Genomic DNA, 12,323 nt, shown 5'->3' on the forward strand with positions numbered 1-12,323 from the left:
CGTATCTGAAATGTCCTACGACTCTTCCACGACAGAGGTCGCTGCAGGCTCGGGCGTTGGCTTGGGGCCTTCGCGGCGATTTTCCTGGAACCAGTGCAGGGCGATCAGCAGCAGCGTCGGTACCCCGAGCGCGGCAGTGATCATGAAGAAGCTGTGGTAGCCGAACTTCTCGACCATCACCCCGGAATAACCGCCGATCAGACGCGGCAGCAGCAGCATGATCGAGCTGAGCAGGGCGTACTGGGTCGCCGAGAACTTCAGGTTGGTCAGGCTCGACAGGTAGGCGACGAACGCCGAGGTGGCGAGCCCGGAGCTAAAGTTGTCCAGAGAAATGGTCACCACCAGCATCTGCAGGTTTGGCCCCATGTCGGCCAGCATCACAAAGAGCAGGTTGGTGGCCGCCGATGCCGCGCCGCCGATGAACAGGATCGGCAGAATGCCGAAGCGCACGATCAGCAGGCCGCCCATGCCGGCGCCGACGAGGGTCATGATCAGGCCGAAGATCTTGCTGACGCTGGCGATCTGGTCCTTGGTGAAGCCCTGATCGATATAGAACACGTTGGCCATCACGCCCATTACCGTGTCGGACATCCGATAGCTGGCGATCAGCCCGAGCAACAGCAGCGCCTGCCAGCGGTAGCGCACGATGAAGTCGTTGACCGGAGTCAGCACCGGCGCCAGACCGCGACGGCCCATGGTCGACAGGCACAGGCCGGTGAGCAGGGTGTAGAGGATGGCGCGCAGGAAGGCTCGGTCTTCCAGCAGCAGGTCGAGCGGACTCATGCTGCCGAACAGCACGCTGGCGAAATCGGTGTTGTAAAGCTGGGTGAACATGGCCGGAACGGACACCAGCAGCACGATCAGCACGAAGACCGAGGCCAGTTGATGCACGAAGCTGTAGCGGCCGGCCTGCAATTGCGTGCGCAGTGGCACCGGTGGTTCGCGCATCAGCAGCGAAGTCAGCAGGGCAGGAACCATCAGTACGCCGAACAGGGCATAGGTTCCGGTCCAGGCCGAATGCTGATAATTGAAGCCAGTGGAACCGAAGCCTTCAGCGAAAAACAGCGCGCCCGCGGTAGCGAGCAGGGCGGCGACGCGGTATCCGGACATGTAGCTGGCGGCCAAAGCGGCCTGCCGGCTGTCGTCAGCAATCTCTAGGCGATAGGCATCTACCGCAATATCCTGCGTCGCGGAAGCGAAGGCGACGATGACGGCAATCGCGATCAGCCACGACAAGTGTTTCTGCGGGTCACAGAACCCCATGCCGATCAGGCCGAGGATCACCAGCGTCTGCGACAGCACCAGCCACGAACGACGGCGGCCCAGTTTGCCCAATAAAGGCAGGCGCCATTGGTCGAGCAGCGGCGACCAGACCCACTTGAAGGCATACGCCAAGCCGATCAGGCTCGCATAGCCAATCGTTTCACGGGCCACACCGGCTTCACGCAGCCAGACTGAAAGCGTGGAAAATACCAGCATGTACGGCAGGCCGGCAGCGAAACCGAGCAACAACAGCACAAGCGTCGAAGGACTGGCATAGGCGGCGAGCGCGGCGCGCCAGGTTTTACGGGGCATGGGCTGAAGTCTGCCTCAAAATTGCGAAAACAAAGCGCGCACTCTAACCGCTGTGCTCTACCGGACGCCAGCCATGGCGCTGAATATCCACACGATTGTTCAGGACGGTGATGCCTTCAGCCCGTAACCGCGCGCGTTGTTCGTCCCCTGACGGGCTGCCCAGTGGCAGGCTGATCCGACCGCCGGCGCCCAAAACACGGTGCCACGGCAGTTTGGTGTCACCTGGTAACTGACTCAGGGTCCGGCCAACCCAGCGCGCGGCACGCCCCAGCCCCGCCAGTTCGGCCAACTGACCATAGCTGACGACTTTGCCTTCCGGCACCTGGGCCAGGGTCGAGTAGAGCGCCGTGCGTCGGATTTGCGCCTCGCTGTCTGGCTCACGGGTTGTCTCTGTCACGCGCGCGGTTCCTGAACATGGGTTGTGGATGCACTCAGCCTAATCTGTGGCGGGCCAATTGAGAAATGAACTCAATGGAAATCGCTCGGTCAGTCCTTGTCAGTGGATTATTCCTACGGATAATGCCGACCCTTTTTTGCAACCTTGAGCCCTCGATTCGCTTATGTTGTCCAGAACCCTGCTGTGCCTTGCTGTCTTCAGTGCGTCCACGCCCCTGCTTGCCGATACCGTCTGGTTGAAGAACGGTGACAAACTCAGCGGCAAAATTTCCCTGTTCGATGGCGGCAAATTGCTGATCCAGACCCAGTACGCGGGTGCGGTCACGATCGACTGGAAACAGGTCAAGACCCTGGAAAGTGATCAGGAGTTGTTGGTCAAGCAAGACGCCTACACCGGTGAAAAGGCCAAATCGCTGACTGCGGCTGATGACGGCAAGGTCACCCTGGCCAACGGCGAAGCGCCGAAAACCGTGGAGCTGGCGAGCATCCAGCAGATCCTCAAGCCCAAACCAGTGGTCGAGGATCTGGTGTGGAAGGGCAACGTCGGTCTGGCCATGGATTATCAGCGCGCCGAAAAAGACACCGACGACTACGACGTCGATTTCAAGACCACTGCGCGTCACGGTCGCTGGCGTCACACGGCTGAAGGCGAATACAACCGCGAGGTGCAGGACGAGCAGGTCACCACCAACAACTGGCGCGCCGAATATGCCCTCGACCGTTTCCTGACCGACAAGTGGTTTTGGCAGGGGCGTCTGAACTACAAACGTGACTACGTCGAAGAGCTGTCGCGTCAACGCGTGGTCGGTACCGGTCCGGGTTACCAGTTCTGGGATGACGAGCTGGGTGCGTTCTCGCTGGGTTCGCTGCTCAACCGTACCGATTACGAGTACAGCGATGGCGGCAAGGACAACTTCTACTCGGTCGCCATGAAGTGGGATTACAACCGCTACCTGATCGGCAAGAAGGTCGAGTTCTTCACCAACGGCGAACTGGGCAAGCCGCTGTCCGACGTGGCCAATTACGCGCTGGATGCCGAGATGGGCCTGCGTTACAAGGTTACCGACTGGGCGTCGCTCAACCTCAAGGCCGAGCGTGACATTATCAGCGGTACCAAGGATGCGGATTTGAACAAGACCCGCTACACCGCAGGGTTTGGCGTGGCCTGGTAAGACCGAAGCAAAAGATCGCCGGCTGCGGCAGTTTCTACAGATCAACATCTTGTAGAGCTGCCGCAGGCGGCGATCTTTTTTGTGCCTGAAAAACACACGCCCACAAAAAAGCCCCGCTTTTGAGGGCGGGGCTCTTTTCTAAAGAAGCTACAAGTTAGATAACTTGTACTTCTTCAGCTTGCATGCCTTTCTGACCGCGGGTAGCGATGAAAGAAACCTGTTGGCCTTCTTTCAGGCTTTTGAAGCCGTCGGATTGGATAGCTTTGAAGTGAACGAACAGGTCGTCACCGGATTGTGGAGTGATGAAGCCGAAGCCTTTTTCATCGTTGAACCACTTAACGGTACCGGTTTGGCGATTAGACATGGTGTAACTCCTTGAACAAAGATAACTGCGACTCAGGAAGAACCCTGGCCGAGACTGAGTGCAAAGAGCAGGAAAAATTCTTGTAGATGGTTGGATCGAAATTCAACATATCGTGTAGAGATTCTCAGTGACACAAGCAACACAGTGACGCCACCTTAACCCTTTTTCGGGAACGTGCCAATGCTTCTTGCGAAGGAATAACTGTTTTAAGGATCGGCGGTCTGCCGTTTCGTCGTCAGAGCCAGTTTTTTCAGGCTGTTCGCCGAGAATTGCAGCGCAGACTTTGAACCCGGCGGCGCGCCCGGTAAGATGCCGGACAGATTTTTTCCACCTCGCTATTCAGGACACCCCGCCATGAGCATCAAATCGGACAAGTGGATTCGCCGCATGGCGCAGGAACACGGCATGATCGAGCCTTTCGTCGAGCGCCAGGTGCGCGGCAGCGACGACAGCCGGGTGATCTCCTACGGTGTGTCGAGCTACGGCTACGACGTGCGTTGCACCAACCACTTCAAGGTGTTCACCAACATCAATTCGGCGATCGTCGATCCGAAAAACTTCGACGCCGGCAGCTTTGTCGACATCCACAGCGACGTCTGCATCATTCCGCCAAACTCCTTCGCCCTGGCCAGCACCGTCGAGTACTTCCGTATTCCGCGTAATGTCCTGACCATCTGCCTGGGTAAAAGCACCTACGCGCGCTGCGGCATCATCGTCAACGTCACCCCGCTCGAGCCTGAGTGGGAAGGCCACGTGACTCTGGAATTCTCCAACACCACCAACCTGCCGGCGAAGATCTACGCCAACGAAGGCGTGGCGCAGATGCTGTTCCTCGAATCGGACGAGCAGTGCGAAGTTTCCTACAAGGACCGTGGCGGCAAATATCAGGGCCAGCGTGGCGTGACCCTGCCGCGGACCTGATCCATCCGGCGGTTTTCGGGAATTCTTTGGCGGGCAGACACTCTATGAGGGTGTACTGCCCGTTTTTTGTTTGTGCAAAAGCGGGCCTTCGCCGAGGAGGTTCCATGAAGATCGATCCGCATATCACCGCCGAGCTGGCAAGGCTTGAGCCCAATCAGGTGGGCGTCCTGGCCTGGTCCCTGCTGGCGCATCCGGCCATGCAGATGGCCGGCGGAATTCCCGGTCAACCTGATCCCGATACTCCCAACGAACAACCCACCGAGCCGGGCGAACCGGTGCTACCGGACGAACCGCCACCGGCGCCTGTCGCCTGATCCCGTCTGAATGAATGGCCTGTCCGCTGTGGTTGCGCAAAACCTCAGCTGACAGGCCATATTTCGCCATCGCCGATGACGAAAATCCTGCACTGCGCATCCTTTTCGACCTGATAGCCGCCAGTGAAAGCGCCAAACGCCGGCAGCAGACTCAGGCGCTCGCCGAGTCTGAAGCAGGCCAGACGCAAACTCTGCCGCCCGCGGCCATGCAGCCGATAGACCGGATGTACGTGGCCTGCCAGTACATGGCGTTCGGGATGCGGGTCAGGTTCGTGTTGCAAGGCGAATGGCCCCAGCAATAGCGGCTCCGGCACCACGCGGATATTCAGCGAGGCGGGTGGGTCACCGGCGCGTTTGTCGTGGTTGCCGCGAATCAGCGTCATCGGCAGATTGGCGTGGCGGGCGCGCCATTGCGCCAGCGCATTCAAGGTGCCAGGGGCATGCGAGCCGGGGCCGTGCAGGAAGTCGCCGAGGAATATCAGTAGGCGACAAGGCAATTTCTCCAGCAGACGGTCGAGTACCGCGATGTTTGCCGCCGTGGTCCCCAGCGGCACCGGCTGGCCGAGACTGCGATAGGCCGCGGCTTTGCCGAAATGCACGTCGGCAATCAGCAGTGCCTCCTGTGCCGGCCAGTACAGGGCTTTTTCCGGCAGCAGCCAGAGTTCTTCGCCCGCCAGCCGCACCGGGTAACCGCTGCTCATCAGGCGCTACCCTTGTCGGCGGATTGCTCCAGATCGCCGACCATCCGTCTGATCCGGTCGGCGAGCTTTTCCGAGCTCATGCTTTCGCGCATGCGCTCTACCAGCAGCGGAAAGCCCAGCGGTGTTGGGCGTTTGATCAGGTGCAGGTCCAGTTTCATGTGGTTGATCCGTTCCAGGGTCTGTTCCAGTCGACGAATATCCAGCTCTTCCCGTAGGACTTCTTCCCCGGCCTGGGCTAGCAGCAGGTTGTCGGCGTCATATTGTTTGAACACCTCGAAAAACAGCCCGCTGGAGGCCTGAACCTGACGGGTGCTTTTCGGCGCGCCGGGGTAACCGGCGAACACCAGCCCGGCGATTCGGGCGATTTCACGAAAGCGCCGCAGCGCCAACTCTCCTGCATTCAGGCTGGCCAGCACATCGGCCAGCAAATGCTCCGGGCTGAGCAGCGCGGCATCAAGTTGTTCGGACCAATCGACTGGCGTGGCGCTCAGCAGTTCCAGGCCGTAGTCGTTGACCGCGATCGAGAACGTCAGCGGCTGGCGCTGACTCACCCGCCATGCCAACAGACTGGCGAGCCCCAAGTGCACTTGGCGTCCGGCGAACGGGTAGAGAAACAGGTGCCAGCCCTCGCGCGACTTCAGCACTTCTGCCAGCAGGTTCTCGGTGGTGGGCAGTCCCGACCAGCGCGCCTGAGTGTGCAGCAACGGTTGCAGCGCGTGCATTTCCGGCCCGCTGAACTCACCTTGCGCAGCGGCGCTGAAGCGGCTGACCACCGCAGCGGCCAGCTCATTGGAAAGTGGCATGCGCCCGCCATTCCAGCGCGGCACAGCGGCTTTTTTCGCGGTGCTGCGTTTGACGTAAGCGGTCATGTTTTCCACCCGCACCAGCTCCAGCAGACGCCCGGCAAACAGAAAGCCGTCGCCCGGCTTCAGTCGCGCAATAAAGCCTTCCTCGACGCTGCCCAATTGCTTGCCGCCGCCACCCTTGCTCCAGAACTTCAGATTGATGCTCGCATCGCTGACGATGGTGCCGATGCTCATCCGGTGACGGCGCGCGAGCCGCGCATCGGGGACACGCCACACGCCGTGTTCGTCCGGTTCGACCCTTCGGTAGTCCGGATACGCCGTCAGCGAAAACCCGCCGTGGCGTACGAACGCCAGCGCCCAGGCCCAATCCGCCGGCGTCAGGTCACGATAAGCCCAGGCGCCACGGACTTCTTCGTACAGATCTTCGGGAATAAAGCCACCGCCCAAGGCCATGCTGACCAGATGCTGCACTAGCACGTCCAGCGGCTTGTACGGTGACAGGCGCGGTTCGATGCGCCTTTGCTCCACGGCATCGCGCGCGGCGACGGCCTCCAGCAGCTCCAGGCTGTGGGTCGGCACCAGCGTCACCCGCGAGCTGCGCCCGGGCGCGTGACCGGAGCGCCCGGCCCGCTGCATCAGCCGCGCCACGCCTTTTGCTGAGCCGATTTGCAGCACGCGCTCCACCGGCAGAAAGTCCACGCCCAGATCCAGACTCGAGGTGCAGACCACCGCTTTCAGCAGCCCGTCCTTCAACGCCTGTTCCACCCAGTCGCGGGTCTCGCGGGACAGTGAGCTGTGGTGCAGCGCGATCAGTCCGGCCCAGTCCGGCCGGGCTTCAAGCAACGCCTGATACCAGATTTCCGACTGCGCCCGGGTATTGGTGAACACCAGGCTGCTGGCGCAGGTGTCCAGTTCGGCGACCACTTGCGGCAGCATCTTCAGACCGATATGCCCGGCCCACGGAAAACGTTCGATGGCCGGTGGGATCAAGGTGTCGACCTGCAGGGTTTTGTCGCTTTGGCCCTGCACGGTGACGCCGCCGCCCTGTGGGATCAGCACCTGTTCGGCGTGGGATTGATTACCGAGGGTGGCGGACACGCCCCACACGATCAGCTCGGGTTGCCAATGACGCAGGCGCGCCAATGCCAGTTGCAGTTGCACGCCGCGCTTGTTGCCGAGCAATTCGTGCCATTCATCCACGACGATCATGCGCAGGCTCGCCAGCGCGGTTTTGGCGTCGGCGCGGGCCAGCAGCAGGGTCAGGCTTTCCGGGGTGGTGATCAACGTGGTTGGCAGGCGCCGGCCCTGACGCGCGCGTTCGGCGCTGCTGGTGTCGCCGGTGCGCAGGCCGATGCTCCACGGAAGCTGTAAATCGCTGACCGGCCCTTGCAAGGCGCGGGCGGTGTCGGCGGCGAGCGCGCGCATCGGGGTGATCCACAACACAGTCAACGGTTCGGCGGGGGCTTTGCGTTTTTTGGGGGCTGCGACTGGAGGCTTAAGGCGTGCGAAGCGGTTGAGCGCCGCGAACCACACCGCGTAGGTTTTACCGGCACCGGTGCTGGCATGCAGCAGCCCCGATTCACCGCGTTTGACCGCGCTCCACACCTGCTTTTGAAAGGCGAACGGCTTCCAGCCGCGTGCGCTGAACCAGGTTTTTGCGAGGTCGGGGGATGTCGCCATGCCTGCTGCGCACGCTCTGGAAGGGTTCTTCCAGTGACCACGCGGACATGCGAAAGGTTTAAAAACACCGCAATCAATGTAGGAGCTGCCGCAGGCTGCGATCTTTTGATCTTGATTTTGGTTATAGAACCCAAGATCAAAAGATCGCAGCCTGCGGCAGCTCCTACAGGGATTAGCGTTACTTGAGGTTGCCGCTGAGGAACTGCTTCAGCCGTTCGCTTTTCGGATTGCCCAGCACGTCTTCCGGCGCGCCTTCTTCTTCCACCAGGCCCTGATGCAGGAACAGCACCTGGCTGGAGACTTTGCGCGCAAAGCTCATTTCGTGGGTGACCATGATCATCGTCCGGCCTTCCTCGGCCAGGCCCTGAATCACTCGCAGCACTTCACCCACCAGTTCCGGGTCGAGGGCCGAGGTCGGTTCGTCGAACAGCATCACTTCCGGTTCCATCGCCAGCGCGCGGGCAATCGCCACCCGCTGTTGCTGGCCGCCGGAGAGAAACGCCGGGTACTGATCGGCGACCCGCGCCGGCAGGCCGACCTTGTCCAGATAACGCCGGGCGCGCTCTTCGGCTTCCTGCTTGCTGCAACCCAGCACCCGGCGCGGGGCCATGGTGATGTTTTCCAGCACGGTCATGTGGCTCCACAGATTGAAATGCTGGAACACCATCGCCAGGCGCGTACGCAGGCGCTGCAGCTCATTCGGATCGGCGACATGCATGCCGTGGCGGTCGGTGGCCATGCGGATCGGCTGGCCGTCGAGGCTCATGGCGCCGTCGTTGGGTTGTTCGAGGAAGTTGATGCAACGCAGAAACGTGCTTTTGCCCGAGCCGCTGGCGCCGATCAGGCTGATCACGTCGCCGGTCTTGGCCTTGAGCGAAACGCCTTTGAGCACCTGATGGTCGCCATAGCTTTTGTGCAGGCCTTCAACGGTCAATTTGTACATGGGACAGACATCCTCAAGGCGAAAGTAGGTAGCCGCTGCGATAGGCTTCGGCGCCCGCCACGTGGGCGATCACCATGCCAGCAGTGGCCATGCGCCGCAGCGAGCGGGCGTACAGCAGGCCGGCGGCAGTGCAATAAATGGGGGTGACCCGGTCGTGGATCGGGTCGATGATTTCGGCAATCTGTTGCCCGGCCTGCAGGTATTGCCCGGCCGTGGCGCTGTACACCAGCAAGCCGCCCACCGGGGTGGTCACCGGTTCAACCCCGGCCAGCGGCGTGGCGGGGTACGGCAAGGGTGGCTGCGGCTTGGTCTCGCCGACGATGGCGTCGAACTGGATCAGGTAATCGATCAGTGCCTGGCAGTCGCGGCTGGCCAGCGGGTGATTGACGTCACCCTGACCGCGCAACTCCACGGTCACCGAGAAACTGCCCAGTGGAATCTCGAAGTGGTCGCCAAAGCGCTCCTTCAATTGCCACCAGAGCAGGGTGAAGCATTCGTCGAACGACTGGCCGCCGGAGTCGGTGGCCAGCAGGCTGGCCTGGGACTCGAGGTAACGCGCCAGCGGCTCGACCTGCGGCCACGCCTCCGGGGTGGTGTAAAGGTGCACCACGGATTCGAAATCACAGTGCAGATCCAGCACCATGTCGGCATCGCACGCCAGCCGTTGCAGGGCCAGGCGCTGCGATTGCAGTTGCGTGGCGGGTGTCTGGCGGGCGAGGGCGCTGCGCAGGCTGGCGCGGATCAGCTCAAGATTGCGTTGCGGGTCATCGCCAAGCTGGCCTTCGATGTCGTTGCCGATCTCTTCGCTGAGGTCGATGAACCAGCGATTGAAATTCTGCCCGCTCTCCATCTCATAGCGGCCCAGCGGTACATCCATCAGCACTTGTTCGAGGCCGACCGGGTTGGCCACCGGCACCAGCACGATCTGGCTGCGCAGGCGCCCGGCGGCTTCCAGCTCCGCCAGGCGCTGCTTGAGGTGCCAGGCCACGAGCATGCCGGGCAGTTCGTCGGCATGCAGCGAGGACTGGATGTAGACCTTGCCTTGGGCCTGCTCCGGGCCGAAGTGGAAGCTGTGGATCTGGCGTGCGGTCCCCGGCACCGGGGCCAGCAGGTCATGGATCTGGTGTCGCATTACAAAATTCCTAGTGGGACGGCCCGAGGAAGGCCAGCCATCGGCGTTCGGCGAGGCGGAACAGACCGACCAGCGCAAAGGTGATGGTCAGGTAGATCAGCGCGGCGATGCCGAACGACTGAAAGGTCAGGAAGGTCGCCGAGTTGGCGTCCCGCGCGACTTTCAGGATGTCGGGGATGGTCGCGGTGAACGCTACGGTGGTCGAGTGCAGCATCAGGATCACTTCGTTGCTGTAATACGGCAACGAACGGCGCAGCGCCGAGGGCATGATCACGTAGGTGTACAGCTTCCAGCCCGTCAGGCCATAGGCCTTGGCCGCTTCGACTTCGCCATGGTTCATGCTGCGGATCGCCCCGGCGAAAATCTCCGTAGTGTAAGCGCAGGTGTTCAAGGCAAACGCGAGGATCGTGCAGTTCATCGCATCGCGAAAGAAGCTGTCGAGCAACGGCTGGGCGCGTACGGCGGCGAGGCTGTAGATTCCGGTGTAGCAAATCAGCAACTGGATATATAGCGGCGTGCCACGGAACAGATAGGTATAGAACTGCACCGGCCAGCGAATGTAAAAGTGGCTCGAGACGCGTGCGATCGACAACGGAATCGAGACAAGGAAACCAAAGAAGATCGAGGCACTGAGCAGCCACATCGTCATCGCCAGACCGGTGATGTTCTGGCCGTCGGTATAAAGGAAGGCGCGCCAGTATTCCTGCAGAAGTTCGATCATCGTACGGCCTCCCGGGCACCAGCGGCGTAGCGGCGTTCGAGCCGGCGCAGAATGAAGTTCGAAGCACTGGTAATCAGTAGATAGATCAACGCGGCGAGGACCAGAAAGTAAAACAGCTGATAGGTACTTTTGCCGGCGTCCTGCGCAGCTTTGACCAGGTCGGCCAGGCCAATGATAGACACCAGCGCGGTGGCCTTGAGCATCACCATCCAGTTGTTGCCAATGCCCGGCAGGGCGAAACGCATCATTTGCGGAAACACCACAAAGCGAAAGCGCTGGCCGCGTTTGAGGCCATACGCGGTGGCGGCTTCAACCTGTCCGCGCGGCACGGCAAGGATTGCGCCACGGAAGGTTTCGGTGAAGTAAGCACCATAGATAAAACCGAGGGTCAGTACCCCGGCGCTGAACGGGTCGATTTCGATGTATTCCCATTCCATGTAATCGGTCAGGCTCGTCAGCCAGGTTTGCAGGCTGTAAAAGATCAACAGCATCAGCACCAGATCCGGCACCCCGCGAATCAGCGTGGTGTAGAGCTGGGCGGGCAGGCGCAGCAATTTGATTTTTGACAGTTTGGCACTGGCGCCGAGCAGACCGAGCAACACGGCCACCAGAAGCGACAACGCCGACAATTTGATGGTCATCCAGGTGCCCTCCAGCAGCAAAGGACCGAAGCCCTTTAGGCTGAAGGCGGAGAGCCCCAGATTTTGTAAGAGGTTTTCGAACATAAATCAGCAACCTGAGCGGATGGAAAAGGCGCCCATCGAGGATGGGCGCCGGGACATTATTTGCCGCTGTACAGATTCAGATCGCCAAAGTGTTTCTTTTGAATCTCGGCGTATTTGCCGTCATCGTGTAACGCTTTGATACCTTTATCTAAAAGCGCTTTCAGCTCAGTGTTACCTTTCTTAATACCGACAGCGGTTTTGGCTGGCAGCAACTCGTTGTCGACCGGCTTGCTCACGTCATAGTCAGCGCCCTGTGGCGACTTCAAAAAGCCCAGTTCGGCTTGCAGCATGTCTTGTATACCGGCGTCGAGACGGCCGGAAGTCAGGTCGGAGTACACCTGATCCTGGTTTTGATAGGCTTGGGTTTTCACGCCGGCCTTGTCGAGTACGGCTTTGGCGTAGGCTTCCTGAATGGTGCCTTGCTCGTAGCCGACGGTTTTGCCTTTCAGCGACGCGACGTCTGCGGTGATGCCAGAACCTTTTTTCGACACGTAGGCGGTCGGGCCGGAGAACAGCTCGCTGGAAAAGTCGATGACTTTTTCACGGGCCGGGGTCACGGTCATCGACGAGATCACGCCATCGAATTTATTGGCCTTGAGGCCCGGAATCATGCCGTCGAAGTCGCTTTCAACCCATTTGCACTTGACCTTCAGCTCGGCGCAGATCGCGTTGCCCAGGTCGATGTCGAAGCCCACCAGGCTGCCGTCGGCCGCTTTCGACTCGAACGGTGCGTAGGAAGGGTCAACGCCAAAGCGCAGCTCTTTATATTCCTTGGCCAGCGCGGAGCCGGCGGCCATGCACAACGCCAGTGCAGAAAGGGTAAGCAATGCTTTTTTCATTATTCAATCCCTAAGAACCAATATGAGCGCTTGT

At 60.6% G+C, this 12,323-nt stretch carries 13 protein-coding genes; 3 read left to right on the forward strand and 10 right to left on the reverse strand.

Going from position 1 to position 12,323, the window contains the following annotated elements:
* Positions 1-15: 15 nt before the first annotated feature.
* Positions 16-1,575 (reverse strand): AmpG family muropeptide MFS transporter, encoded by a 1,560-nt coding sequence (locus ACXR0M_RS05700; protein ID WP_458830706.1) that lies wholly within the window; start codon positions 1,573-1,575, stop codon positions 16-18.
* A gap of 43 nt (positions 1,576-1,618) precedes the next feature.
* Positions 1,619-2,002, reverse strand: a complete 384-nt coding sequence (locus ACXR0M_RS05705; RefSeq protein WP_458830820.1) for an MGMT family protein — start codon at positions 2,000-2,002, stop codon at positions 1,619-1,621.
* A 133-nt stretch (positions 2,003-2,135) separates the two neighbouring features.
* On the opposite strand from ACXR0M_RS05705, the gene ACXR0M_RS05710 reads away from it, so the two are divergent.
* Positions 2,136-3,143, forward strand: coding sequence for a DUF481 domain-containing protein (locus ACXR0M_RS05710; RefSeq protein ID WP_458830707.1), 1,008 nt, complete (start codon positions 2,136-2,138; stop codon positions 3,141-3,143).
* A gap of 154 nt (positions 3,144-3,297) precedes the next feature.
* Here ACXR0M_RS05710 and ACXR0M_RS05715 read toward each other — a convergent pair whose 3' ends face one another.
* Positions 3,298-3,507, reverse strand: a complete 210-nt coding sequence (locus ACXR0M_RS05715; RefSeq protein WP_002554837.1) for a cold-shock protein — start codon at positions 3,505-3,507, stop codon at positions 3,298-3,300.
* A gap of 354 nt (positions 3,508-3,861) precedes the next feature.
* Here ACXR0M_RS05715 and dcd point away from each other — a divergent pair, with 354 nt between their 5' ends.
* Positions 3,862-4,428 (forward strand): dCTP deaminase, encoded by a 567-nt coding sequence (gene dcd, locus ACXR0M_RS05720; protein WP_003222308.1) that lies wholly within the window; start codon positions 3,862-3,864, stop codon positions 4,426-4,428.
* Positions 4,429-4,532: 104 nt separating this feature from the next.
* The gene (locus ACXR0M_RS05725) at positions 4,533-4,742 is read left to right on the forward strand and encodes a hypothetical protein (protein ID WP_458830712.1); all 210 of its coding nucleotides are present in this window, start codon (positions 4,533-4,535) and stop codon (positions 4,740-4,742) included.
* A 44-nt stretch (positions 4,743-4,786) separates the two neighbouring features.
* Here the strand turns inward: ACXR0M_RS05725 and pdeM are convergent, their stop codons facing one another.
* From pdeM to ACXR0M_RS05760, 7 genes are all read right to left on the reverse strand, one after another.
* Positions 4,787-5,443 carry a ligase-associated DNA damage response endonuclease PdeM gene (gene pdeM / locus ACXR0M_RS05730; RefSeq protein ID WP_458830714.1) on the reverse strand — a complete coding sequence of 219 codons (657 nt, stop codon included), beginning with the start codon at positions 5,441-5,443 and terminating at the stop codon, positions 4,787-4,789.
* Entirely contained in the window at positions 5,443-7,929 is a 2,487-nt protein-coding gene (locus tag ACXR0M_RS05735) for a ligase-associated DNA damage response DEXH box helicase (RefSeq protein WP_458830716.1), read from the reverse strand. The genes pdeM and ACXR0M_RS05735 overlap by 1 nt, the downstream gene beginning before the upstream one ends.
* Before the next feature lie 178 nt (positions 7,930-8,107).
* Positions 8,108-8,872, reverse strand: coding sequence for an ABC transporter ATP-binding protein (locus ACXR0M_RS05740; RefSeq protein ID WP_458830718.1), 765 nt, complete (start codon positions 8,870-8,872; stop codon positions 8,108-8,110).
* A 13-nt stretch (positions 8,873-8,885) separates the two neighbouring features.
* Positions 8,886-10,004 carry a succinylglutamate desuccinylase/aspartoacylase family protein gene (locus ACXR0M_RS05745; protein WP_458830721.1) on the reverse strand — a complete coding sequence of 373 codons (1,119 nt, stop codon included), beginning with the start codon at positions 10,002-10,004 and terminating at the stop codon, positions 8,886-8,888.
* A gap of 10 nt (positions 10,005-10,014) precedes the next feature.
* Positions 10,015-10,725: an ABC transporter permease gene (locus tag ACXR0M_RS05750; RefSeq protein WP_458830723.1), complete on the reverse strand. Its 711-nt coding sequence runs from the start codon at positions 10,723-10,725 to the stop codon at positions 10,015-10,017.
* Positions 10,722-11,450, reverse strand: coding sequence for an ABC transporter permease (locus ACXR0M_RS05755; RefSeq protein ID WP_458830725.1), 729 nt, complete (start codon positions 11,448-11,450; stop codon positions 10,722-10,724). Before ACXR0M_RS05755 ends, ACXR0M_RS05750 begins: the two co-directional genes overlap by 4 nt.
* A 56-nt stretch (positions 11,451-11,506) precedes the next feature.
* Positions 11,507-12,289, reverse strand: coding sequence for a transporter substrate-binding domain-containing protein (locus ACXR0M_RS05760; RefSeq protein WP_008083900.1), 783 nt, complete (start codon positions 12,287-12,289; stop codon positions 11,507-11,509).
* Between the last annotated feature and the right edge of the window lie 34 nt (positions 12,290-12,323).

The sequence above is a fragment of the Pseudomonas sp. Eth.TT006 genome (assembly GCF_054456575.1).